The 24,018-nt window shown below is 55.1% G+C and carries 18 protein-coding genes and 4 tRNA genes; 5 read left to right on the forward strand and 17 right to left on the reverse strand.

Translation table 11 applies throughout. The features are described from left to right. Positions 1-33 precede the first annotated feature (33 nt). Positions 34-636 carry a uracil-DNA glycosylase family protein gene (locus F6Y09_RS10750; RefSeq protein ID WP_152206919.1) on the reverse strand — a complete coding sequence of 201 codons (603 nt, stop codon included), beginning with the start codon at positions 634-636 and terminating at the stop codon, positions 34-36. A gap of 56 nt (positions 637-692) precedes the next feature. Here F6Y09_RS10750 and F6Y09_RS10755 point away from each other — a divergent pair, with 56 nt between their 5' ends. Next, positions 693-1,439 (forward strand): nitroreductase family protein, encoded by a 747-nt coding sequence (locus tag F6Y09_RS10755; protein ID WP_152206920.1) that lies wholly within the window; start codon positions 693-695, stop codon positions 1,437-1,439. An 87-nt stretch (positions 1,440-1,526) separates the two neighbouring features. Here the strand turns inward: F6Y09_RS10755 and F6Y09_RS10760 are convergent, their stop codons facing one another. After that, complete coding sequence (locus F6Y09_RS10760; RefSeq protein ID WP_152206921.1) at positions 1,527-2,495, reverse strand: glucokinase; 969 nt, start codon at positions 2,493-2,495, stop codon at positions 1,527-1,529. Further along, positions 2,492-4,312, reverse strand: a complete 1,821-nt coding sequence (gene edd, locus F6Y09_RS10765; RefSeq protein ID WP_152206922.1) for a phosphogluconate dehydratase — start codon at positions 4,310-4,312, stop codon at positions 2,492-2,494. Before edd ends, F6Y09_RS10760 begins: the two co-directional genes overlap by 4 nt. Positions 4,313-4,503: 191 nt before the next feature. Here edd and gap point away from each other — a divergent pair, with 191 nt between their 5' ends. Together gap and pyk are read left to right on the forward strand one after the other, a co-directional pair. Further along, on the forward strand, positions 4,504-5,508 hold the full coding sequence (gap, locus tag F6Y09_RS10770; RefSeq protein WP_152206923.1) for a type I glyceraldehyde-3-phosphate dehydrogenase: 1,005 nt from the start codon (positions 4,504-4,506) through the stop codon (positions 5,506-5,508). Between the two features lie 63 nt (positions 5,509-5,571). After that, positions 5,572-7,020, forward strand: coding sequence for a pyruvate kinase (gene pyk, locus F6Y09_RS10775; RefSeq protein WP_152206924.1), 1,449 nt, complete (start codon positions 5,572-5,574; stop codon positions 7,018-7,020). Positions 7,021-7,107: 87 nt separating this feature from the next. On the opposite strand, the gene F6Y09_RS10780 is transcribed toward pyk, so the two are convergent. From F6Y09_RS10780 to zwf, 3 genes are all read right to left on the reverse strand, one after another. Further along, positions 7,108-7,758, reverse strand: coding sequence for a bifunctional 4-hydroxy-2-oxoglutarate aldolase/2-dehydro-3-deoxy-phosphogluconate aldolase (locus tag F6Y09_RS10780; protein WP_152206925.1), 651 nt, complete (start codon positions 7,756-7,758; stop codon positions 7,108-7,110). A gap of 63 nt (positions 7,759-7,821) precedes the next feature. After that, positions 7,822-8,535: a 6-phosphogluconolactonase gene (pgl, locus tag F6Y09_RS10785; protein ID WP_152206926.1), complete on the reverse strand. Its 714-nt coding sequence runs from the start codon at positions 8,533-8,535 to the stop codon at positions 7,822-7,824. Next, positions 8,528-10,003 (reverse strand): glucose-6-phosphate dehydrogenase, encoded by a 1,476-nt coding sequence (gene zwf / locus F6Y09_RS10790; protein ID WP_152206927.1) that lies wholly within the window; start codon positions 10,001-10,003, stop codon positions 8,528-8,530. The genes pgl and zwf overlap by 8 nt, the downstream gene beginning before the upstream one ends. A 209-nt stretch (positions 10,004-10,212) precedes the next feature. Between zwf and F6Y09_RS10795 the strand changes: the two genes are divergently transcribed. Next, positions 10,213-11,109 carry a MurR/RpiR family transcriptional regulator gene (locus F6Y09_RS10795; RefSeq protein ID WP_152206928.1) on the forward strand — a complete coding sequence of 299 codons (897 nt, stop codon included), beginning with the start codon at positions 10,213-10,215 and terminating at the stop codon, positions 11,107-11,109. 89 nt (positions 11,110-11,198) lie between these two features. Here F6Y09_RS10795 and F6Y09_RS10800 read toward each other — a convergent pair whose 3' ends face one another. The 10 genes from F6Y09_RS10800 to F6Y09_RS10845 all read right to left on the reverse strand — a co-directional run bounded on the left by F6Y09_RS10800 (position 11,199) and on the right by F6Y09_RS10845 (position 20,678). Beyond that, positions 11,199-13,058 carry a SurA N-terminal domain-containing protein gene (locus tag F6Y09_RS10800; RefSeq protein ID WP_152206929.1) on the reverse strand — a complete coding sequence of 620 codons (1,860 nt, stop codon included), beginning with the start codon at positions 13,056-13,058 and terminating at the stop codon, positions 11,199-11,201. A gap of 174 nt (positions 13,059-13,232) precedes the next feature. Then, positions 13,233-13,505, reverse strand: a complete 273-nt coding sequence (locus F6Y09_RS10805; RefSeq protein WP_152206930.1) for an HU family DNA-binding protein — start codon at positions 13,503-13,505, stop codon at positions 13,233-13,235. Positions 13,506-13,742: 237 nt separating this feature from the next. Then, the gene (gene lon / locus F6Y09_RS10810; protein ID WP_152206931.1) at positions 13,743-16,160 is read right to left on the reverse strand and encodes an endopeptidase La; all 2,418 of its coding nucleotides are present in this window, start codon (positions 16,158-16,160) and stop codon (positions 13,743-13,745) included. A gap of 213 nt (positions 16,161-16,373) precedes the next feature. Further along, the gene (clpX, locus tag F6Y09_RS10815; RefSeq protein WP_152206932.1) at positions 16,374-17,657 is read right to left on the reverse strand and encodes an ATP-dependent Clp protease ATP-binding subunit ClpX; all 1,284 of its coding nucleotides are present in this window, start codon (positions 17,655-17,657) and stop codon (positions 16,374-16,376) included. Between the two features lie 76 nt (positions 17,658-17,733). Then, on the reverse strand, positions 17,734-18,369 hold the full coding sequence (gene clpP / locus F6Y09_RS10820; protein WP_218944145.1) for an ATP-dependent Clp endopeptidase proteolytic subunit ClpP: 636 nt from the start codon (positions 18,367-18,369) through the stop codon (positions 17,734-17,736). A gap of 162 nt (positions 18,370-18,531) precedes the next feature. Then, entirely contained in the window at positions 18,532-19,836 is a 1,305-nt protein-coding gene (tig, locus tag F6Y09_RS10825) for a trigger factor (RefSeq protein ID WP_152206933.1), read from the reverse strand. Positions 19,837-20,071: 235 nt separating this feature from the next. Next, positions 20,072-20,156: transfer RNA gene (locus F6Y09_RS10830), tRNA-Leu, on the reverse strand. A 94-nt stretch (positions 20,157-20,250) separates the two neighbouring features. Then, positions 20,251-20,326: transfer RNA gene (locus F6Y09_RS10835), tRNA-His, on the reverse strand. A gap of 157 nt (positions 20,327-20,483) precedes the next feature. Continuing rightward, a tRNA-Arg gene (locus tag F6Y09_RS10840) sits at positions 20,484-20,560 on the reverse strand. A gap of 41 nt (positions 20,561-20,601) precedes the next feature. After that, positions 20,602-20,678, reverse strand: a tRNA-Pro gene (locus tag F6Y09_RS10845). A 229-nt stretch (positions 20,679-20,907) separates the two neighbouring features. Between F6Y09_RS10845 and folD the strand changes: the two genes are divergently transcribed. After that, a complete protein-coding gene (gene folD / locus F6Y09_RS10850) occupies positions 20,908-21,765 on the forward strand; it encodes a bifunctional methylenetetrahydrofolate dehydrogenase/methenyltetrahydrofolate cyclohydrolase FolD (protein ID WP_152206934.1) in 858 nt (285 codons plus the stop codon). A 67-nt stretch (positions 21,766-21,832) separates the two neighbouring features. Here folD and F6Y09_RS10855 read toward each other — a convergent pair whose 3' ends face one another. Continuing rightward, a complete protein-coding gene (locus tag F6Y09_RS10855; protein ID WP_152206935.1) occupies positions 21,833-24,013 on the reverse strand; it encodes a malate synthase G in 2,181 nt (726 codons plus the stop codon). Between the last annotated feature and the right edge of the window lie 5 nt (positions 24,014-24,018).

The following is a 24,018-nucleotide window of genomic DNA, read 5'->3' on the forward strand; positions in this document are numbered from 1 at the left end:
GGCTTGAAAAAATTGTTGTACCAGTGTCCCGGGTCAGCGAGGCGCGAGTAGCAGTTTCACTTGCGCCTGCAGCATCGGCACAACCCGCTCCTCAAACCAGGGGTTGCGTCGCAGCCACATATTATTTCGAGGGCTTGGGTGTGGGAGTGGAATTACCTCGGGCCAGAACGATTGCCAATCGGCCACGACTTCTGTCACTGAACGCTTGCTTTTGTTCTGTCCCAGGTGCCAGGCCTGGGCATACTGGCCGATAGCAAGGGTAAGCTCAATGTTGTCCAGTCCCGCCATCAATGCCGTTCGCCACGTGGCAGCGCATTCCGGCCGGGGCGGGTTATCGCCTGACTTGCCAGTGCCCGGGTAACAGAACCCCATGGGCACGATGGCAATCTTCTGCTCATCGTAAAAAGTCTCCCTGTCGATGCCCATCCAGGTTCTGAGTCGATCACCACTGGGATCGTTGAATGGAAGCCCGGTATCGTGAACACGGCGCCCTGGCGCCTGGCCGACTACCAGCAAACGAGCCTGACGGCTGGCCTGAATAACCGGACGGGGCGGCTCGGGTAACACGTCCCGGCACAGGGTGCATTGCCTGACTTGTTTCAGGAGCTCCGCAAACGAATCGTCTGCCTGACTCATAGTGATATCCTGTCTTAACTGTGTTTTTTAAACTGCTATTGATGAGAGTATGCCAGATGGCCCGACTACAACCGGAAACAAGTGACCACCTACCCGAAATAGACGTCGAGGAGTTCCGCAAAGTCGTTCGCAGCCGGCGGTCCATCCGGCGGTTTACCGCGGAACCTCTACCCGACCGGATTCTGGATGATTGCCTTGAGCTTGCGATGCTGGCGCCCAATTCCAGCAATCTTCAACCCTGGGAATTTTATGTGGTGCGAACGCCTGCTGTCCGGCAGCAACTCGCCACCGCCTGCCTTGGTCAGAATGCGGCTAAAACAGCGCCGGTACTGATCGGCATTGTTGCCCGTACCAATACCTGGCGGCAGAACAGCCAGCGCAACCTCGACGAATGGCCCGGGGACAAGCGGCCACGCATCGTTGAAAAATATTACTCCAGAGTTGCCCCGCTTCATTACAACCAGGGGCCGTTCGGCCTGCTGGGCATGGTGAAAAAAGCGGCCAGCTCAGTAATAGGCCTGCGCCGCCCGGTCCCACGGGGGCCGTATTCCAGTTGTGAGATGAAAGTTTGGGCGGCCAAATCGACTGCCCTGGCCGCTGAAAACCTGATGCTGGCATTGCGCGCCCATGGTTATGATTCCTGCCCCATGGAGGGCTTTGACGACTGCCGGGTTCGTCGCATCCTCGGTGTCCCCAAGGACGGCAATGTGATTATGGTGCTGGCTGCGGGCAGGCAAGCCGACAATGGCATCTATCACCAACAGTACCGGTTTGATCCGTCGGATTTTATTCATCAACTTTAGGTTGGGTGGCCAGTGCGCTACTTCAAATAACGAACTATCCGTTAAACCTCACGCTCACTGCCACACCGCTTCAGCCGGCCGACTTGCTCATTGCACTTCAGGATTTCCCAGCGCTTCAGCGGCGCCCAGCAAACCGGTATATGTATCGGTCACAAGATATACCGGCGTGAACTCCATGAGCGGGCGCATCCGCCCTTTGTCCTCAAAACCACTCTGGAACGGGCTACCAAGAAAAAAGTCGATAAACCGGGGAAGGATGCCACCACACAGATAGACCCCGCCCAGACTACCCAGAGTCAGGGCTGCATTCCCCGCCGCCCGACCGAGAATGGTGCAGAAGTGGCATAACACCTGGTGCGCCAGAGTGCCCTGGCGCTCCAGCGCGGCCGCAGTAATCTTGTCTGGCGTATCAAGAGGCGCCGCCAAACCCTGGAGCTCGGCATGGGCCTGATAGAGGTTGAGCAGACCCTGGCCACAAAGAATCCGCTCCACCGACACTCGTCCGAAACGGGCATGGAGTATCCTCAGGATAGCCGCCTCGGTCTCGTCCGTGGGCGCAAAATCAACATGACCTCCCTCGGTTATCAGCGGGACCCATCCGTTGCGAATCGGCATCAGACCGGACACGCCCAAGCCGGTACCGGGGCCAATAACCAGCTTCGGGCGAGCCGGATTACCCGGGCCGCCGCAGACGTGAACCAGCTTGTCGTTCGTGACATGAAGCACGCCGAGTGCCATGGCAGTATAGTCATTAATGACTTTGAAGGTCCGCCAGCCGAACTGTTGCTGAACGGCATGGATATCGAACCGCCAATGGTTGTTAGTCATTCTGACCTGGGTACCCGTCACTGGGGATGCAACAGCAAAGCATACCTCGTCAACGGAATCGACACCCGCCCGGGCAAGATAATCGACCACAGCCTCATCAAGGTTGGCGTAGTCCGCGCAGGGCAATACCTCAAGAGCCAACGGCTTGACGCTACCCTCCTGCAACAACGCGAAGCGTGCATTGGTGCCACCGATATCTCCTACCAGAGCATAGGTTTCTGCCGTCATGCCTCGTGATTCCAGAAAAAACTAGCGCCCTCTTCCGGGCTGCTTGCTGCCCGACGCATCCAGCCAAACATTTCACGTCCCAAACCGGTATGGGACATAGTCAGATCTGCCGTGGCCTGCGGCCGGCGAGCCAACTCTTCATCTGCGAGCGCTATGGTCAGTTTACCGGCTTCCGCATCGACGCAGATCCTGTCGCCATTACGAACTTTCGCCAGCGGCCCACCGTTGGCGGCCTCCGGGTAGACGTGAATGGCAGCCGGTACCTTACCGGAGGCACCAGACATTCGACCATCCGTTACCAGTGCCACATGAAAACCGCGGTCCTGTAACACGCCCAAATAGGGTGTGAGCTTGTGTAATTCCGGCATCCCGTTGGCCTTCGGCCCCTGGAATCGAACCACCACGACGCAGTCCTTATCGAGCTCGCCGGCCTCAAAGGCCGCTTTCAGATCATTCTGCTCATCAAAAACCACCGCCGGTGCTTCCACTCTGTGGTGCTCCTTTTTCACCGCCGACACCTTGATCACACCCCGACCCAGGTTGCCATCCAGCACCTTCATGCCACCGTCGGGTGCGAACGGCTCCGCAGCGCTGCTCAAGACGGCAGGATTCAGGGTTTCAGCAGCAACCGGTGACCACACCAGCTGGTTGTTTTGCAGGGCAGGCATCCGGGTGTAGGGCTCAAGCCCCCGGCCCATCACTGTTTCAACATCCTCGTGGAGATAGCCTTCTGATAACAACTCGCGAATCAGAAACGGTGTACCACCGGCATCGTGAAACGCGTTGATGTCAGCCTCGCCGTTGGGGTAGATTCGAGTCATCGAGGGCACTGCTGACGACAATTCTGCATAGTCGTTCCAATCAATGATGATACCTGCTGCCCTGGCGATGGCGATCCAGTGGATGGTGTGGTTGGTGGAGCCGCCAGTAACCAGCAGCGCCACCAGGGCATTCACGATGCTTTTTTCGTCCACCATATCCGCCAGCCCCAGTGTGCCGCCATTAGGTCTGGACAGCTTCACGACCTGCTCGGTAGCCGCTCTGGTCAGCTCATCTCGCAAGGGTGTATCGGGGTTGATGAAAGCGGCACCCGGCAGGTGCAAACCCATGACTTCAACCAGCAACTGGTTACTGTTGGCGGTGCCATAGAACGTGCAGGTCCCCGGGCTGTGGTAGGACTTGCTTTCGGCCTCAAGCAACTCATCCTTGCCCACTTTACCCTCGGCGTAGAGCTGGCGAACCCGCTGCTTTTCCTTGTTCGGCAAGCCCGACGGCATAGGGCCGGCAGGGATCAGTATCGTCGGCAGGTAACCAAAGCTCAGCGAGCCAATCAACAGCCCCGGCACGATCTTGTCGCAAATGCCCAGCAGCACCGTGGCATCAAACATGTTGTGACTCATGGCGATCGCCGTACTCATGGCAATCACATCCCGGGAAAACAGGCTCAGTTCCATACCGGGCTGGCCCTGGGTAACACCGTCGCACATCGCTGGCGTTCCCCCGGCAAACTGGGCTACAGAGCCCATGCCATGGGCGGCTTCGCGAATCAGGTCCGGAAAGCGCTCGTAAGGTTGATGGGCAGATAGCATGTCGTTATAGGCAGAGACGATAGCGACATTGGCCTTGTTCATTAATTTGAGGGTGGCTTTGTCGGCGTTGCCACAGGCCGCGAAACCATGGGCCAGGTTGCCGCAAGACAGCACCCCGCGCTGAGGCGACGATGCTCTGAGAGCATCCATACGACTGAGGTAGTCCTGGCGGGTGCCACGACTGCGCTCAATGATGCGCCGGGTAACCTTTTCAACTGTCTGGTGCATAGGTTCTCTCCCATCATTACTCGTTTTTGAAAGCAGGAAATTCAATAACCCACCCTTATGCAAGTAACTTTACGTTCTTTTATTGTCTTTATCACGATTAAAAGTTCATTAATCCTTTTTTTGTTGTTATATTTACTACATTCGAAATCGAACATAATAACGCCAACAAATACCGAAAACGGAGTCCTCAGATGACTATTCGTATTGCAATCAACGGTTTTGGTCGTATCGGCCGCAATATACTTCGCGCACTTTACGAGAATAGCTACCGCCACGACATGCAAGTGGTTGCGATCAATGATCTGGGCGATGCCGAAACCAACGCCCACCTGCTGAAATACGACAGCGTTCACGGTCGTTTCAGCGCCGAAGTCAGCCACGACCAGGAATCACTGTCCGTCGACGGCGACCGGATCGCGATTACAGCCATACGCAATCCTGAAGAACTGCCCTGGCAAGATCATAACGTTGATGTGGTGATGGAGTGTACTGGCCTGTTTACCAGCCGGAGCAAAGCCGCCGGCCATCTTATCGCTGGCGCACGCAAAGTAATCATTTCAGCACCATCGGCCGATGCCGATGCCATGATCGTATACGGCGTTAACCACAACACCCTGACGGCCGACCACCAGATCATTTCCAACGCATCCTGCACCACCAATTGCCTGGCGCCGGTAGTTCAGGCGATCCATGGAGCTATCGGTATCGAGAGCGGCCTGATGACCACCATTCATTCTTACACCAACGACCAAAAGCTGAGCGACGTTTACCATACCGATCTGTATCGCGCACGTTCCGCCACTCAATCCATGATCCCCACCAAAACCGGTGCAGCAGCGGCCATCGGCAAGGTGCTACCGGCCCTGGCAGGCAAGCTCGACGGACTGGCGGTGCGGGTCCCTACAATCAATGTGTCGCTGGTGGATTTCAGCTTTATGGCTGGACGGGATACGTCGGCAGAAGAGATCAATCAGATCGTTAAAGCCGCGGCGGAGAACAATCCGGTGCTGGGCTACAACAGTGAAAAACTGGTCAGTGTCGACTTCAATCACGACCCGCTGTCCAGTATTTACGATGCCAACCATACTCGTGTTCTGGGTCGTCACGCTAAAGTCATGGCATGGTACGATAATGAATGGGGCTTTTCGAACCGCATGCTGGATAATGCCCTGGCTCTGATGAGAGCGAGCCGCTGAGTTGTCACCAACTTCCGATACCCAACATATTGATCCGGCCACCGTCAAACAAAGGAACAAACCATGCTCAGGCGCACCAAAATTGTCGCAACACTCGGCCCCGCAACTGATTCTCCGGAGTCTCTGGCTGCCATCATTGCGGCTGGCGTTGATGTAACGCGACTGAACTTCTCCCATGGCAGTGCCGATGATCATATCCAGCGAGCCAATCGGGTGCGGGATGCGGCAGCGTCCCAGGGCCGTTTTGTCGCTATTATGGCTGACCTTCAAGGGCCAAAGCTGCGGGTTGCCCGTTTCACTGACAACAAGGTAGCTCTCAAGCGTGGCCAGATCTTTGTGCTCGATGCGGCCATGGACAAGGAAGCTGGCACCGCAGAACGGGTCGGCATTGATTACGAAGAACTGATCAATGACGTCAAGCCGGGGGATATCCTGGTACTGGACGACGGCCGTATTGAGATGGAAGTCGAGGAGGTTGACGAACGCAGCATAACTTCCCGCATTCTGATCGGCGGCCCCTTGTCCAATAACAAGGGTTTGAACAAGCGCGGTGGCGGCCTGTCAGCAGATGCATTGACCGAAAAAGACAAGCAGGACATCGTCACCGCGGCCAAGCTTGGTGCCGACTACGTGGCCGTCTCGTTCGTACGCACGGCTGATGACATGCATACCGCTCGTGCGCTGCTGAAAAAAGCAGGCTCCAGCGCAGGCCTGGTGGCTAAAATCGAACGCGCTGAACTGGCCCACGACAACGACGCCCTGGATGCGGTTATTGAGGCTTCCGACGCCGTGATGGTGGCCAGAGGGGATCTTGCCGTGGAGATCGGCGACGCCGAACTGGTCGGCGTGCAGAAGAACATCATCAGCCGCGCACGCATCCTTAACAAGGTGGTGATCACGGCAACCCAGATGATGGAATCCATGATTGAAAACCCGATGCCCACCCGAGCTGAAGTGTCGGACGTTGCCAACGCAGTGTTCGACTATACCGACGCCGTTATGCTGTCGGCAGAAACCGCGGTCGGCGACTATCCGGTGGAAGCGGTAGAAGCAATGGTGCGCATTTGTACCGGAGCGGAACGGCACCCCTCTACGCACACCTCAGGTCATCGCATGCATGAATCCATGGAATTGGTGGACGAGGCCATTGCGCTCTCTGCTATGTATGCCGCCAACCACCTGGATGGCGTACAGGCCATCATCTGCATGACAGAGACCGGTGCTACGCCACTGCTGATGTCGCGCATTAAATCGAGCTTGCCGATTTTTGCGTTTTCCCGCCATACCAGTACACAGAACCGCGTCACGTTGTATCGAGGCGTGCAGACCGTACCCTTTGACTCCCAGCAATTACCCAACGAAGAAGTCAATGCCATGGCCGTCGCAGAACTGTTGAACCGTGGCGTGGTCGAGGAAGGTGCGCTGGTGGTGATGACCAAGGGTGATTACGCCAACGCTCAGGGTGGCACTAATTCCATGAAAATTGTCCGGGTCGGCTCTCAGATTCGCTGACAGCCAGGTAGCGCAATCTGCTGGCAGCCTTTCGCCGGGCTGCCAGCAGAATTAATAAATAGTTTTCAAATAAGTCTTCAATTGCATTCAGGATATATCGCTGAGACTTCCGGTCACTATTTCGGTAACAGCATTCCAGTCACCCGCCTCGATCTTGTCTTCAGGCGTCAACCAGGTACCTCCGACCGCCAACACGTTATCCAGTGCCAGATAGTCCTTCGCTGTTTCACGGCGAATCCCGCCGGTCGGACAAAAGCTGACATCTGCAAACGGCCCGGCAAATGCCTGGAGCGCCTTGATGCCACCTGAAACTTCTGCCGGGAAGAACTTGAACTCCCGATACCCCAGGGCATAGCCCATCATCATTTCGGAAATGGTTGAGATTCCGGGCAGCAAAGGCGCTTGAGCGTTCAGCCCGTGAGCGAGAAGCGACTCCGTCACGCCTGGAGTAATCACAAACTGCGCACCTGCGGCTTCGGCTTCCCGGTACTGGCTGATCTGTGTAACGGTACCCGCACCAACCCAGACATCCGGCAAGGCCTTACGCAATTGCCGTATCGCGTCGAGGCCATACTCCGAGCGCAGCGTTACCTCGAGAATACGGATACCACCTTGCACCAAAGCTCTTCCGAGCGGTACCGCGTGATCGGGGTGATGGATGGTGATGACAGGCACCAACGGACAAGCCGCAAGCATGGCTTGAACCTGTTGACGGTGATGCATGGCTAACTGGGACATAGTGGTTGCTCTTCCATTAAGTTTGATAGGCCTGTAAATCTGATGGTGCCTGGCTCAACGACCTTACGGACTCCAGAATACCGACACCGACCGCCCAAGAAAGGCACGCACCGGCATAGCGCGGACGTCCGCAAGGTTGTCGAGCGCCTTCTCCAGCGTTTCCATTTTGTCATGGCCCTTGAGGTGCAGCGCCGTGAAGCCCGCCGCATTGAGCGCACTGAAGGTCAGTGAGACACGGCGCTGGGGCTGAGAAGGTGGTGTAAGGGCGATACTCTTCGCCGGATTATCCGGGTCGAGCGCTTGCGACAGTTCTGGTGCGTCCGGGAAGAACGAAGCGGTATGACCATCATTCCCCATTCCCAGCACAACTACATCCAGGGGCCAGGCAAGCCCCTGGAGTGCGCTTTCACAGGCCACCTGACCGGACCCGCCAAAGTTCCCGGGTTGCTTGAGACCGATAAAATTTGCCGATGCAGCTGCGTTTTGCATCAGATGCTGCCTGACCAGTCGCTCATTGCTGGCGGGGTCGCCCGCTTCTACCCAACGCTCATCCACCAGAGTCACATCCACACGCGCCCATTCCAGCGGCGCACTGCTCAGCATCTCGAAGAATGCTTTCGGCGTGCTGCCACCCGAGACCGCCAGGCTGGCACGGTTACGCTTGTGCAAGGCGTCGGCAAGCTTTCCCGCCACATCCGACGCCAGTCGCGCCGCAACGTCTGCGGGCTCCTCCATGAGCACCAGTGTTACCTCTTCAGGCCAGTGGATATCAGACATCCTCGTACCAACTCCTTCCGTCCCGGGTAATCAGCGCAATGGAGGCAACGGGCCCCCAGGTTCCGGAAGCATAGCGCTTCGGGGAGGCTGCGTGATCTTCCCAATTCGAGATAACCTGATCGACCCAGCGCCAGGCGTATTCAACTTCGTCACGTCGCACAAACAGATATTGGTTACCCTTCATGATCTCCCACAGCAAGCGCTCATAGGCATCGGGTATGCGTCGGGCATTGAAGGCTTCCGAGAACGTCAGTTCCAGCGGTCCCTGTCGCAAGCGCATGCCTTTATCGAGCCCCTGATCTTTGGTGAGAATCTGCAGGGACATACCTTCATCCGGCTGCAAGCGGATAATGAGCTTGTTGTTAGCCAAATGCTTTTGATCGGGGTCAAAAATATAGTGCGGTGCCGGCTTGAAGTGAATAATAATCTGCGACAGTTTTTCCGGTAAGCGTTTGCCGGTACGAATATAAAACGGTACGCCGGCCCACCGCCAATTATGGATTTCAACCTTGAGTGCAATAAAGGTTTCGGTAGCACTGCCCTTGGCTGCATCCTCTTCTTCCAGATAGCCGGGAACCGGCTTGCCATCGCTCGTGCCCGCGGTGTACTGCCCCCGCACCAGATGGGTTTCCATCAAATCCGGAGTAATAGGCCGGAGCGCCTTCAGCACTTTCACTTTCTCGTCACGAATGCTGTCAGCAGACAGATCGGAGGGCGGGTCCATGGCGATCAGGCAGAGCAACTGCAGCAAGTGATTCTGGATCATGTCGCGCATTTGCCCGGCTTTGTCGAAATACCCCCAGCGCCCTTCAATGCCGACACTTTCAGCCACGGTGATCTCGACGTGGGAAATGTGGTTCTGATTCCATTGGGTCGCAAATAAATTGTTTGCGAACCGCAAGGCGATCAGGTTTTGCACGGTCTCCTTACCGAGGTAGTGATCAATCCGGAACAACTGGTTTTCATTGAACACCTCCGCGAGCTGGTCGTTGATGACCTTGGAGGATTCCAGATCGTGACCAATGGGTTTTTCCACCACGACCCGGGTTGATTCGTTGCAACAGTTGCCAGCTTTCAGGTTGCGGGCGATCATGCCGTAAAGAGACGGTGGCGTTGCCATATATACGATCTGCTCACCACCCCCTCGCTGACGCCATTTGTTCAGGGGCGCGTAACCGGTCTCGTCACTGAAGTCGAAACAGAGGTAATCAACTCTCCCGAGAAACCGTGCCAGCACCTCCTCGTCCAGCTCATCCTTGCGGACATGCTCGCGGATTCGGGATGCCAGCTGCTTGCGGGCGCCATCGGTGTCGATCTTGGCCCGTGCCAGTGCCAGAATCCGGGTCTCTTTTGCCAGTAAATGTGCACATTCCAGTTGATACAGTGCCGGGAACAGTTTGCGCTGGGCGAGATCACCGAGGGCGCCAAACATGATCAGGTCACAGCGGGTGTCAATCTGTTGGACCATGACTCACTCTCTCATTTTGGTGAGAGACTCCGAAAAATCCGAGTCCTCATCTATTTGTAGTAATTTTATGCAAATAATGACAGCAAAGTCAGGAAATACCAACAATAAATCCCTATTCTTGATATTTTTACTACAACTTATCAACACTAAAACCGGTATAATCCCGCTCTCAGGGACCAATCACACCGTGCGACAGGAGATTCCGATTCATGGCAGCCAACCATTCCCATCAAGATGAAAACGTGCTGGAAGTGATTCAGGCCAGACTCGACAGCCTGAACAAATCCGAGCGCAAGGTTGCCGAGGCCATTCTTCAGGATCCGACATCCGCAACCCGATACAGCATCGCCGCCCTGGCGCGGGCCGCCGAGGTCAGCGAGCCCACGGTCAACCGATTCTGCCGTAGTTTTTCTGCTACAGGCTTTCCGGATTTCAAGATCCGTCTCGCTCAAAGCATAGCAACCGGAACACCTTACGTGGGCCAGAATATCGGGCCCGGGGACACTGTCGCCGAGTTTGCGGATAAAATCGTACTCAGCACCATCGCCGGTCTCGACAAAGCCCGGCAAGCGCTCTCGCACAAGGCGCTAGCTAACGCAATTGATTACCTGATCCAGGCCAAACAGATAAACTTCTTCGGCATGGGCGGCTCCGCTCCAGTCGCACTGGACGCCCAGCACAAATTTTTCCGCTTCAACATCCCGGTCATGTCTTACGACGACGCTCTGATGCAGCGCATGGTTGCTGCTGGAAGTGGAACCGGGGACGTCATCGTGGTGATTTCCTACACCGGGCGCACCCGCGAAATGATCAACATTGCGCAAATTGCCCGAGAAAACGGTGCCACCGTAATCGGCATCACAACCCCGGATTCTCCTCTGGCAGCCAAGTGCACCGTGGTACTTGGTGTAACCGCCCCTGAAGACACCGAAGTTTATATGCCCATGTCATCCCGCATCATACATCTGACCGTGATCGATATCCTGGCAACCGGGGTCACCCTCAAGCGCGGCACGGACTTCCATCACCACCTGAAAAAGATCAAGGACAGCCTCAAAGCCACACGCTTGCCCCCGGATGAGACAAAGCCTGACAAAGGTAGTTAAAAAAGATATCGGAAAAAAAGATACCTGAAACAAAAAAGCCGGGAGAGCAACCACATGTTACTTTCCCGGCTTTTTTGGCGCTTCGAGGATCAGGGCCGCTCGATATCGGCCTTATCTCTCAAGTACTGCTGATAGGCAAGATACTCTTGCTGGGCTTTCTGGCTGGCCAGGAACTGCTGCAACTGCTCTCGTTCTGCCGCCCGATCTTCCACATTCCCATCGGTAACACCATCCAGCGCAATAATCACCGCGCGGTCATTGCCCTCTGACAAACCATAAGTAACACCGCCTTCAGCCGGACGCTCCAGAGAGAATGCGCTGCGAAGCACCTCCGGGGCCAGGGAGCCATCATTGCGATCGGTCGCTTCATGACTGGTCCAATTGTCTACCCCAAGATCGAGCTCCTCCAGAGACTCACCATTCTGCAACCTGGCGATCATATCCCGGCCACGCTCGGCCAAACGCTCGCGGGTCTTTTGCTGCACCAGTCGTTCACGAATCTGATCGCGAACCTCAGCGAGCTCCCGCTGCCCTTGCGGCTGATAACTTTTGACCCGAGCGACCACGGATTCGTTATTGCCGACATCAATCAACTCGGTGTTGAACTTGTCCTGCAAGACATCGTCGGAAAACAGCTGGCGCACCAAACCGGGATGCTGAAACGGACCTTCTCCGCCCTCGCGGGTAATACCCGCCTGCTCCCGAACTTCCACCCCAAGCTCCTCCGCAGGACCCGTCAGGTTCCCTTCCGAGTACGCCATATCCGCCAGCTCCGAACGCATTTCCGCGTACCGCTTGCCAGCGGCGTCTTCAGCAAGCTCCCTGCGAAGTTCCTCTGCCATGGTCGCAAGCGGTGGCGCCTCGGACTGGCGAACCTCCACCAGCTTGATGATATGAGTACCGAAGGACGTCTCGACAGGCTCGGATACCTCTCCGACCTCAAGACCAAACAACGCCTCTTCAAAAGCACTGTCGAACATTCCCCTGCTGGCGAAGCCAAGATCACCGCCGTCTCTCGCCGACACAGTGTCATCCGAGTAACTCTCTGCCAAGGCCGCGAAATCCTCTCCCGCAGACAGCTTTTCCTGGATCTCGACTAGCTGGTCAGCGGCATCATCCGATTCTTCGATCAGAATGTGGGAAGCTCTGCGCTCCTCCGAAGCCATCTCCGGGGCCCGGCTCTGGTAAAGCTCAGCCACCTGCTCATCGCTGACCTGTTGCGTTTCTGCAAGCTCACTCAGCGACAGAGAGATGTATTCAGCAACCACTGTCTCAGGCACAGTGAATTGCGATGCATTATCCTGGTAGAAAGCCTCGATCTCTTCATCAGACACTTCCACCTCAGAACTCACACTGTCAGCATCCAGTGACACCGTCCGGAAATCACGGGTCTGATATTGAATGCGAAGTAGGTTATCCACCACGGCGGGGGCCACCACACCGCTCTGGGTGAGCCCGCTCCGGATCTGGTTGATCACCATCTGGTTGCGCATGGCGTTCCGGAACTCAGCAACGCCCATACCCATATTGCGGACAACCATGACAAACCGGTCACTGTCAAACTGTCCGTCAACCTGGAACTGGGGCATCTGAGTAATCAATTGGTCAATATCGGCGTCGGACAGCTCGAGCCCCTGGGCGGCAGCATCCTGAGTCATGATCTGTTCACGAACCAGAGCTTCAAGCACGTCGGTACGGATACGATCATCGTCAAGCAGCGCGGGGTCCGGAGCATCCATGTCCGAGAGCCGCCGCTGGCGCTCCATCTGAACGACCCTGAGGAATTCCCGCTCAGTGATGTCTTCGCCATTGACGGTAGCCACTTGAGGTTCTCCGGAGAACCCACCGATTATGGCGTCCATTCCCCAGATGGAAAGCGACACTATGAGGAGCCCGATGATGATCTTGGCAATGGTACCTTGGGCATTTTCACGGATATCTTGAAGCATATATCTCGACTCGCTGAACGTAAAAAGGCGCACCCGGATGGAATGCGCCTCGAATTCGTAAGAAGTAACCCCGCCCTCGACAGGCTGACCCAGAAACGCTCTGTACCACCAGTAACACTGTGAGGGTTACTTCAGCAGCACCTGTGAACCGGCACCGCCTTTCGAAAGAGACCGTTACTTAACGGCGTCTTTCAGGGCCTTGCCTGCCTTGAAGCCAGGTACCTTAGAGGCCGGGATCTTGATTTCTGCGCCAGTTTGCGGGTTACGACCGGTGCGGGCTGCACGCTCTTTTACCGCAAAGGTACCAAAACCAATCAGGGTGACCTGGTCGCCGTTTTTAAGGGCTCCTGTAACGGAACCAATCATCGCATCAAGTGCGCGACCGGCGTTGGCCTTGGAAAGATCTGCTGACTCTGCAATTGCATCGATAAGTTCGGACTTGTTCACACTAAACCCCTTCGATTTCAGGTTGAAGATGTTATAGGTTGGTTTGTTTTTCTCGGACGTTCTCGACTATCGCATAAGCGGTCAGAGAATTCCATTCTTCGATTTTCTTATTCCTTTCGGCATTAAACCGGCTTTCGGAATACGTACACTTTGCGCGGGAGGCCTTGGTATTGGCTGCTTCACGGCGAAACAGTTATACCAATGGGTTCTCTCGCCTGTCAACAACACAAACCTTCTTTAATGTGTATTTATGCGTTCTGCACCTTCCGCATCATCATCCCGTGCCTTGCCGGATGCTGCTTCAGAGCCGGATTTTTCCGTTAGGGGCGTTGGTGGGTATTCCAGCGCGGCGTCCAGAACCTCGTCTATCCATTTGGCTGGAATAATTTCAAGAGATTGCTTTATATTGTCTGGTATCTCTTTGAGATCCCTGACATTTTCATTCGGTATAATCACTCTCTTGATACCACCACGATGGGCCGCAAGAAGCTTTTCCTTAAGCCCTCCAATAGCCAGTACCTGACCTCTCAGGGTGATTTCCCCGGTCATAGCGACGTCCGCCCGCACCGGAATTTTGGTCAGCGCAGAGACCAGTGCTGTACACATGCCGACACCGGCACTAGGGCCATCTTTTGGCGTCGCACCCTCCGGAACGTGAACATGCAGATCGAATTTTTCATGGAAATCATCGGAGATTCCCAGGCCAAGGGCACGACTTCGGACAACCGTCAGGGCAGCCTGAATGGACTCCTGCATCACATCGCCCAGCGAGCCGGTTTTGATGACTCGCCCCTTACCCTTGGTCAGAGCGCACTCGATGGTCAAGAGTTCACCACCCACCTGCGTCCAGGCCAGCCCTGTCACCTGGCCAATCTGGTTTTTCTCTTCGGCCAGACCGAAACTGACCTTACGCACGCCAGAGTAGTCTTCAAGTAACTCGGGGGTAAGTACCAAAGAGGTCTGCTCACCACTTTCGACATGCTCCCTGACAACTTTCCGACACAGTTTAGCGATTTCGCGCTCAAGCCCCCTGACACCCGCTTCACGGGTGTAGTAGCGAATAAGGTCACGCAGGGTTTCCTCCGGAACCTCCAGCTCCTTCTTGCCCAGCCCATTCGCTTTTATCTGCTTGGGCAACAGGTACTTCATGGCTATGTTGACCTTCTCATCCTCGGTATAACCGGGAATGCGGATAATCTCCATCCGGTCGAGTAACGCAGAGGGTATATCCATGGAGTTCGAGGTACATACAAACATTACATCCGACAGGTCATAGTCGACCTCAAGGTAATGGTCGTTAAAAGTATGGTTCTGTTCAGGGTCCAACACCTCGAGCAGCGCAGAGGCCGGGTCACCACGATGGTCCATGCCCAACTTGTCGATTTCATCGAACAGGAACAGAGGGTTCTTCACCCCCACCTTGGCGAGCTTCTGAAGCAGCTTGCCGGGCAATGCCCCGATATAGGTTTTGCGATGCCCCCGGATTTCCGCTTCATCACGCACGCCGCCAAGCGCCATACGCGTGTACTTGCGATTGGTAGCACGGGCGATGGATTGTCCGAGTGAGGTTTTACCGACCCCCGGGGGGCCTACCAGGCAAAGCACAGGACCCTTGATCTTCTTGACCCGGCTCTGCACTGCGAGGTACTCAAGGATACGCTTCTTGACCTCGTCCAGGCCGTAGTGATCTTCATCGAGAATCGCCCGGGCTTTTTCAATATCGTGACGGACACGGCTTCGCTTCTTCCAGGGTACCGACAGCATCCAGTCAATGTACCCTCGCACGACAGTTGCTTCCGCCGACATCGGTGACATCATCTTGAGCTTATTCAGCTCCACTTCGGTTTTCTTGCGAGCTTCCTCCGGCAAACCCGCTTCTTCAAGCTTCTGTTCAAGCTCCTCAAAGTCATTGTTGCCCTCGCCCATGTTGCCCATCTCTTTCTGGATGGCCTTCATTTGCTCATTGAGGTAGTACTCTCGCTGGCTGCGCTCCATCTGCTTCTTGACGCGACCACGAATGCGTTTTTCAACTTCGATCAGATCGATCTCGCCATCGAGTTTGCCTAATAGCAGATCAACCCGTTTACGCACGTCCAAGGCCTCCAGAAGCTCCTGCTTTTCAGGAATCCGAAGTTCCAGATGTGCAGCCATGGTGTCCGCCAGACGCTCAAGGTCATCAATGCCGGTGAGCGCATTGGACACTTCTGAGGGCACTTTCTTCGACAGTTTGACGTACTTTTCAAACTCACCCATGAGCGTCTTGACCAGGATGTCCTCTTCACGTTCGGGCAAAGAATCTTCATCCATCAGCACGGCCCGACCGGTCAGATAGTCATCCTCTGCAATCGACTCAATATTGGCTCTGGCGTTACCTTCAACCAACACCTTGACGGTGCCATCCGGCAGACGGAGCATTTGCAGCACCGTGGCCAGAGTGCCCATATTGAAGACGTCCTTCGGGCCGGGCTCGTCAGTGCCAGCGTCGCGCTGGGCGACCAGCAGAATCTCCTTACTGCCCTCCATCGCCGCTTCGAGGGCCTGGATGGACTTTTCGCGCCCGACAAACAAAGGCACCACCATGTGAGGAAACACCACCACATCGCGCAGCGGGAGCATGGGGTACTCTTTCAAAGACTCTTCCGGTATCAGGGTCATAAGGAATCCTCTGATGACAATTTAATTCAGCATAACACCCTCTATTGGGGCGCCAGGTGAAATTACAAACTTTTTACACCACTCTTAACACGCCGATATAAACCCGGCTTCCGCTGTAACTTTTTGTGGTTAAACGCAAAACAAAAAAAAGGGCGTTGCCGCCCTTTTTTAATATCTATTCCTGAATCCGTGGATTAAAAGACAGAGTTACATTCAATCCTCGGGTACAGCTTTGGCGTGATCCTTGTTGGCGTATATCTTGAACGGCTCGGAATCACCGCTGATAACGCTTTCATCGATAACGACCTTGGACACATCGTGCTCAGAAGGAATCTGGTACATGGTATCGAGCAGGGTTGCCTCCATAATAGAGCGCAAGCCACGAGCACCGGTTTTCCTTACCATTGCCTTCCTGGCCACTGCCCGCAACGCATCTTCCCGGAAATCAAGTTCGACACCTTCCATGTCGAAAAGTTTCTGGTACTGCTTGGTGAGCGCATTCTTCGGCTCGGTCAGTATCTGAACCAGCGCTGCCTCATCCAGCTCCGTTAATGTTGCAACCACCGGCAGGCGGCCAACAAACTCGGGAATCAGTCCGTATTTGACCAGGTCTTCGGTCTCGACGTCCTTGATGATCTCACCCGTATTTTTACGATCATCCTGACTTACGACCGACGCGGAAAAGCCAATACTGCTACGCTCGGACCGCTCTTGAATCACCTTGTCGAGACCGGCAAATGCACCGCCGCATATAAACAGGATATTCCCTGTATCCACCTGCAGGAACTCCTGCTGGGGGTGCTTCCGGCCACCTTGCGGGGGTACCGATGCAACCGTACCTTCAATCAGCTTCAGAAGCGCTTGCTGGACGCCCTCACCCGATACGTCCCGGGTAATCGACGGGTTATCGGACTTGCGGGAGATTTTGTCGATCTCGTCAATATACACAATGCCCCGCTGGGCCTTGTCGACATCGTAATCACATTTCTGCAGCAGCTTCTGGATGATGTTCTCGACATCCTCACCAACGTAGCCGGCTTCGGTCAATGTAGTCGCATCGGCAATGGTAAATGGTACATTCAACATGCGGGCCAAGGTTTCTGCCAGCAGGGTCTTACCGCTACCGGTGGGACCGATCAGCAAAATGTTACTCTTGCCAAGTTCGACTTCCGCCTTGCCTTCACCATAACGAAGACGCTTGTAGTGGTTGTAAACCGCCACGGAGAGCACAACTTTGGCGCGGTCCTGCCCGATTACGTACTCATTGAGTGTTTCACGGATTTCAGCCGGCGTGGGAAGGCGATCACTGGTATCTTCCTGAGCACTCTCCTGAATTTCTTCACGGATAATGTCATTGCACAGGTCGACACACTCGTCGCAGATGAACACCGAGGGCCCTGCTATGAGCTTCCGGACTTCGTGCTGGCTCTTTCCACAAAACGAGCAGTACAGCAACTTGCCGTTATCGTCGCTTCTGCCGTTTCTTTCATCTGCCATTGAAATACCTCTATCTTTGTTTGCCGGACCGACTCTCATCTTACGCCGGCAAAAGGTGTAGCGTTCTGATCCAGTATTATTTATTCGATACGCGCTTATCAAGTACCGAATCAATCAGGCCATACTCTTTCGCCTGCTCGGGATCCATAAAACGGTCACGATCGGTGTCACGAGCGATGGTCTCAAGGTCCTGCCCGGTATGATGGGCAAGAATTGTGTTCAGTTGGGTCCGGATCTTGAGAATCTCACGGGTATGAATTTCTATGTCCGACGCCTGCCCCTGATAGCCCCCAAGAGGCTGATGGATCATGACGCGGGAGTTCGGCAAACAGGAACGTTTGCCGGCAGCCCCGCCAGCCAGAAGAAATGCCCCCATACTGGCAGCCTGACCCACACACAAGGTGGCAACATCGGGCTTTATAAACTGCATGGTGTCATAGATCGACATACCTGCAGTGACAGAGCCACCGGGGCTGTTGATATAAAGATGGATGTCTTTATCAGGGTTCTCAGACTCGAGGAACAACATCTGGGCCACAATCAGATTGGCCATGTGATCTTCTACCTGACCTACCATAAAAATCACCCGCTCCTTGAGCAAACGGGAATATATATCGAACGAGCGCTCACCACGGGCGGTCTGCTCTATAACGATTGGAACCAGTGCCGCGCCGGGATCCATAGCGGAACCATAAGTAGGTTTTTGCGTCATGATGCGCCTGAACTCCTTCTGGACGTTTAACAGCCCTCGGGGCTGTGAACATTGTCAATTTGCAGCCGCTACTGTGCCAGCATGTGGCCAAGATGAAAACAGCCGGACATGCCGGCTGCTTCCAATCTGCTCCTGTTTAAAGCCTCAAAGCCTCAAAAGGGCCTATCGCTGCTGCTGGGCAGACTGCACCGCCTCTTCGTACTTAACTTTCTTTTCTGTCACTTTCGCCTGCGAGAGCACAAAGTCGACCACTGCATCTTCCAACACGGCGGATTCAATCTGTGTTTTCTGCTGGGGATCGCTATTGAAGTGTGCGATCACCTCTTCAGGCTGTTCATACGTTGAAGCAATTTCCTGGATCTTTTCGTCCACTTGCTCAGGTGCTGCTTTCAGGTCATTTTTCTTGACCAGTTCCTGAAACAGCAGGCCGGTTTTGACTCGACGTATGGCCTGATCGGAGAACAGTTCCGCCGGCAGCTGCTTGGGATCCATCTGACCACCAAAACGCTGAACCGCATCCTGGCGAAGACGATCAATTTCCTGATCAACCAGCGTCTGTGGAACTTCAAGCTCGGTAACTTCCAGCAAGCCATCGACTACGTCGTTTTTGACCTTGGTGGAAACCGCCTGTTTAAGCTCGCGGGCCATATTCTTTTTCACTTCTTCACGGAAAGCAGTCTCATCTTCTGCTTCGATACCGAATTTGGTGAAAAATTCCTGGTCCAGCTCCGGCAGGATCGGTTCTTCCACTTCGTTGATCTTGACCTCGAACCTGGCAGGTTTACCGGCCAGCTCTTCGTTCTGGTAGTCTTCCGGGAAGGTCACTTCGATTTCCAGCTCTTCCTCGGCCTTACCGCCAATAATGGCATCTTCAAAACCGGGGATCATCTGACCGGAACCCAGGGTCAGTTTATGGCCTTCAGCAGACCCGCCCTCGAACGCTTCGCCTTCGATGAAGCCCTTGAAATCAATATTGACGGTATCTTTCTTCTTTGACTTGCGCTTGACTGACTTCATCGTTGCCTGCTGGCGACGCAGGTTATCAATCATCGTATCGATGTCTTTTTCGGTGATATCCGCTGTGGGCTTTTCAACCTCGATCTTGCTTAGATCACCCAGCTCGATCTCTGGCAACACTTCAAAAATGGCAACGAATTCGAGATCCTTGCCAGCTTCCATGGTTTTTGGCTCAAATCTGGGCCAGCCTGCCGGGGCGATATCCTGTTCTTCCAGCGCCTTGACATAGCTTTCACGCATCACTTCACTGACAATTTCCTGGCGAACACCGTCTCCAAAACGACGCTTTACCACACTCATGGGTACTTTGCCCGGACGGAAACCGTTCATCTTGACGGTGCGGGCAGTGTGCTGGAGGCGCTTTTCAACCGCCTGGTCGATTTCCTGGGCGGGCACACCAATCGTCATTCGACGCTCGATGTTAGATGTCGTTTCAACAGACACTTGCATGAAAGATCCTCAAATTGCCGGTTCACTAAAATGAATGAGTTGCGAGGCAGAGCGCCCTCTGAAATGGGTCTGGCGCAGAACTCGCGAAAATCAAAAGCCATAGTTTACCACGGTTTTCTCCAAGGAGAGAATCACCAACCGTCGATCATTTCTGTATCGGCAAACATGCCGGTTCAGATTCCTGCCCTGAATTTCAGACATAAAAAAGCCCCCAAAATCTGGAGGCTTTTCAGTGTGGTACTCCGGGAGGGACTTGAACCCCCACACCTTTCGGCAGTAGGACCTAAACCTACCGTGTCTACCAATTCCACCACCGGAGCTTAAAACCAGAATCCTACCGTGAAACCCGCGACAACCTGAGCAACTCAAGTTTAAAATCTTACGGACACGGAAATCAAATCAGAGCAGAAAAGTTGGGGTGGACGAAGGGGATCGAACCCTCGACCGCAGGAGTCACAATCCTGAGCTCTACCAACTGAGCTACGCCCACCACATCAATTACCTACAGAGCACGCCGGGCGTGTCTTGAGCAATACCTTAAATGCCTGACGGTCAGCAGACTAATCTCCTGACCCGTAAATCTCACGATCCACGTATTAACTTTGCCTGATGTTGGGACGCTGTGGTGTGACCTGACCGACGGCGTATGGTGCGCCCGGCAGGACTCGAACCTGCGACCCACGGCTTAGAAGGCCGTTGCTCTATCCAGCTGAGCTACGGGCGCTTAACTTTTCGCCCATCTGATCCGATCATCCAGATTGAAAATGGTCGGGGTAGAGAGATTCGAACTCCCGACATCCTGCTCCCAAAGCAGGCGCGCTACCAGGCTGCGCTATACCCCGATCGACCTGAACAACAGATACCTCAGCAAAGTTGGCGCGAATCATACCGGCGGAAATGCGACCCGTCAATAACGTTTTCAGGAAAACCTGAACATTCGCACCACTACCTCCAGCCGCCCCCGCGACAAAGAGCCGCGACATTGGCGAAGGAGGCGAAGCATGCGACAATACGCGCCTTCATGCAAGTCCTGCGTTCGCCAGGACCACCCTAACCGCACAAGATTATACCATGACTGCCAAACTGATTAACGGAAAAGAAATCGCCGCTACGATACGGCAACAAGTGGCTGCAGGTGTCGAGTCCCGCCTCCAGCAGGGATTGCGCAGGCCTGGGCTCGCAGTTGTACTGGTGGGAGAGGACGCCGCCTCCCGGGTCTACGTTGGCAACAAACGCAAAGCCTGCGACGAGGCAGGCATACTTTCGTTATCCTATGACTTCCCAGCGGCCACATCACAGAACGCGCTTGAGGCGTTAATAGACGAACTCAACGAGAACCCTGTGATTGATGGCATCCTGGTCCAGCTTCCCCTGCCCGAACATCTGGACGCAGACCCGATTCTCTTGAAGATTCGGCCAGACAAGGATGTCGACGGCTTCCACCCTTTCAACATTGGCCGCCTGATGCAGCGTCGTCCGGCGCTTCGCCCATGTACTCCTGCGGGCATAATCACCTTACTTGACAGCATCGATACACCCTACAAAGGCCAGCATGCGGTCATTGTCGGGGCCTCAAACATCGTGGGCCGCCCCATGTCGATGGAGCTCTTGCTGAAAGGTGCCACCACAACCGTCGCCCACCGGTTTACCGATGATTTGCCACGCTTTGTAGGGGATGCCGATATCCTGATCGCGGCTGCCGGCAAGCCCGGGCTGATTAAAGGCGAATGGGTCAAGCCCGGCGCCACCGTGATTGACGTCGGCATCAACCGCATGGCTGACGGCAAGCTCAAGGGCGACGTTGAATTCGAGCAGGCCGCGGAGCGCGCCGCTTACATTACCCCCGTTCCCGGCGGCGTGGGGCCCATGACGATTGCAACCTTGCTGCAAAACACGCTGTATGCGGCCAACGAGCTGCATAAGGGTTAACTGGCTCAACGAGTACTTGCCCATTAAAAAACCCCGCCGGAGCGGGGTTTTTTAATACAACCAGACCTTACTGACCGAATTTGGCTTTTGCCTTCAGGCGGTACGCATGTAGCAATGGCTCGGTATACCCGTTGGGCTGCTCCCGCCCTTTTAACACCAGATCACAGGCCGCCTGGAACGCCACGCTATCATCAAAGCCTGGCGCCATCGGACGATAGGCCGGGTCACCGGCGTTCTGACGGTCCACCACGGCCGCCATACGCTTCATGGTTTCCATGACCTGCTCGCCGGTGCAAACCCCGTGGTGCATCCAGTTGCAGATGTGCTGGGACGCAATACGCAGCGTTGCACGGTCTTCCATCAAGCCCACATCATTGATATCGGGCACTTTTGAGCAACCTACACCCTGGTCAATCCAGCGCACCACGTAGCCGAGGATGCCCTGGGCATTGTTATCCAGCTCTTTTTGCACGTCATCCTTACTCAACGAGGACCAGTCAGTCATCAGGGGTACTGTCAGGATGTCTTCAACCTTGGCCGGCTCACGCCTGGCAAGCTCGGACTGAACCTCTGCCACATTGACCTGATGATAGTGCAGCGCATGCAAGGTAGCGGCGGTGGGTGACGGCACCCAGGCAGTGTTGGCACCCGCTTTTGGATGGCCGATTTTGACTTTCATCATTTCAGCCATCATGTCCGGCATCGCCCACATACCCTTACCGATCTGGGCCTTGCCTTTCAGCCCTGTGGCCAGCCCAACGTCGACATTGGAATTCTCGTAGGCTGCAATCCACGTGGCCTGCTTCATCGCGCCCTTGGGCACCACCGGCCCAGCCTCCATGGAGGTATGAATCTCGTCTCCGGTGCGATCGAGGAACCCGGTATTGATAAACGCAACCCGATCCTTGGCAGCCTCTATACAAGCTTTGAGGTTGACACTGGTGCGCCGCTCTTCATCCATAATGCCGACTTTGAGCGTAAATCGCGGCAATCCGAGAGCATCTTCAACACGCCCGAAAAACTCGTTGGTAAAGGCGACTTCTTCCGGGCCGTGCATTTTTGGCTTGACGATATACATGCTGCCGGTTTTGCTGTTGCTCAACGGGCCGTTACCTTTGAGATCGTGGATAGCGATCAATGAGGTCATCAGGCCATCCATCAAACCCTCGGGAATCTCATTGCCGTCTTTATCGAGGATGGCATTGATGGTCATCAGGTGGCCAACGTTGCGAATGAACATCAGGCTGCGGCCTGACAGTGTGACTTCACCACCGTCGGGAGCGCTGTAGCTTCTGTCCCCGTTCATTTTCCGCGTAACCTGCTCGCCGCCTTTTTCAAAACGCTCGACCAGATCGCCTTTCATCAGGCCCAGCCAGTTGCGGTAAACTACGGTCTTGTCATCGGCATCGACCGCTGCAATGGAGTCTTCGCAATCCATGATGGTGGTCAGCGCTGACTCAACGAGCACATCCTTGACGTGAGCTCCGTCAGTCTTGCCGATCGGATGGGAAGCATCAATCTGGATTTCGAAATGCATGCCGTTCTTGACCAGCAACACACCGGTAGGCTCGGCGGAGGCACCGGTAAAGCCCACCAGCGCCGACTCGTCTTTCAGGCCGGTGGCATCACCGTTTTGCAGTTTTACTATCAGCTTGCCGCCTTCAATGCTGTATCTGGCAGCATCTTGGTGGCTGCCGGCAGCCAAAGGTGCAGACGAATCCAGCACGTTACGGGCGTAGTCAATAACCTTGGCGCCACGTACGGGGTTGTAGCCACGGCCCTTCTCGGCGCCGTCGTCTTCGGACAGCACATCAGTGCCGTAAAGCGCATCGTAAAGGCTGCCCCAGCGGGCATTCACCGCGTTCAGCGCAAAGCGCGCATTCATCACCGGAACAACCAGCTGTGGGCCTGCCATAGTGGCGATTTCAGGGTCCACGTTGGCCGTTGAGATACTGAAGTCCGCTGGCTCATCGACCAGATAACCGATCCGGATCAGGAACGACTTGTACTCGTCCATATTGATCGGCTGGCCCTTGCGCTCGGTGTACCAGCTGTCGATCTGGGCCTGGAACTCGTCCCGCTTGGCCAGAAGGGCCTTATTGCGCGGTGCCAGGTCATGGATAATGCTGTCGCACTGGGCCCAGAAAGCGGCTGCTTCAACACCGGTACCGGGAATAGCTTCGTTGTTAATAAAATCGTGCAGGACCTTTGCGACCTGAAGACCGCCGACTTGAACGCGTTCTGTCATCGTTG

The sequence above is a fragment of the Marinobacter changyiensis genome (assembly GCF_009193265.1).
Classification (GTDB): domain Bacteria; phylum Pseudomonadota; class Gammaproteobacteria; order Pseudomonadales; family Oleiphilaceae; genus Marinobacter; species Marinobacter changyiensis.

Coding starts and splice junctions, on each gene's coding strand:
- F6Y09_RS10750 (WP_152206919.1), bottom strand. CDS start 636: ATGAGTCAGGCAGACGATTCGTTTGCGGAGCTCCTGAAACAAGTCAGG.
- F6Y09_RS10755 (WP_152206920.1), top strand. CDS start 693: ATGGCCCGACTACAACCGGAAACAAGTGACCACCTACCCGAAATAGAC.
- F6Y09_RS10760 (WP_152206921.1), bottom strand. CDS start 2,495: ATGACGGCAGAAACCTATGCTCTGGTAGGAGATATCGGTGGCACCAAT.
- edd (WP_152206922.1), bottom strand. CDS start 4,312: ATGCACCAGACAGTTGAAAAGGTTACCCGGCGCATCATTGAGCGCAGT.
- gap (WP_152206923.1), top strand. CDS start 4,504: ATGACTATTCGTATTGCAATCAACGGTTTTGGTCGTATCGGCCGCAAT.
- pyk (WP_152206924.1), top strand. CDS start 5,572: ATGCTCAGGCGCACCAAAATTGTCGCAACACTCGGCCCCGCAACTGAT.
- F6Y09_RS10780 (WP_152206925.1), bottom strand. CDS start 7,758: ATGTCCCAGTTAGCCATGCATCACCGTCAACAGGTTCAAGCCATGCTT.
- pgl (WP_152206926.1), bottom strand. CDS start 8,535: ATGTCTGATATCCACTGGCCTGAAGAGGTAACACTGGTGCTCATGGAG.
- zwf (WP_152206927.1), bottom strand. CDS start 10,003: ATGGTCCAACAGATTGACACCCGCTGTGACCTGATCATGTTTGGCGCC.
- F6Y09_RS10795 (WP_152206928.1), top strand. CDS start 10,213: ATGGCAGCCAACCATTCCCATCAAGATGAAAACGTGCTGGAAGTGATT.
- F6Y09_RS10800 (WP_152206929.1), bottom strand. CDS start 13,058: ATGCTTCAAGATATCCGTGAAAATGCCCAAGGTACCATTGCCAAGATC.
- lon (WP_152206931.1), bottom strand. CDS start 16,160: ATGACCCTGATACCGGAAGAGTCTTTGAAAGAGTACCCCATGCTCCCG.
- clpX (WP_152206932.1), bottom strand. CDS start 17,657: ATGGCAGATGAAAGAAACGGCAGAAGCGACGATAACGGCAAGTTGCTG.
- clpP (WP_218944145.1), bottom strand. CDS start 18,369: ATGACGCAAAAACCTACTTATGGTTCCGCTATGGATCCCGGCGCGGCA.
- tig (WP_152206933.1), bottom strand. CDS start 19,836: ATGCAAGTGTCTGTTGAAACGACATCTAACATCGAGCGTCGAATGACG.
- folD (WP_152206934.1), top strand. CDS start 20,908: ATGACTGCCAAACTGATTAACGGAAAAGAAATCGCCGCTACGATACGG.
- F6Y09_RS10855 (WP_152206935.1), bottom strand. CDS start 24,013: ATGACAGAACGCGTTCAAGTCGGCGGTCTTCAGGTCGCAAAGGTCCTG.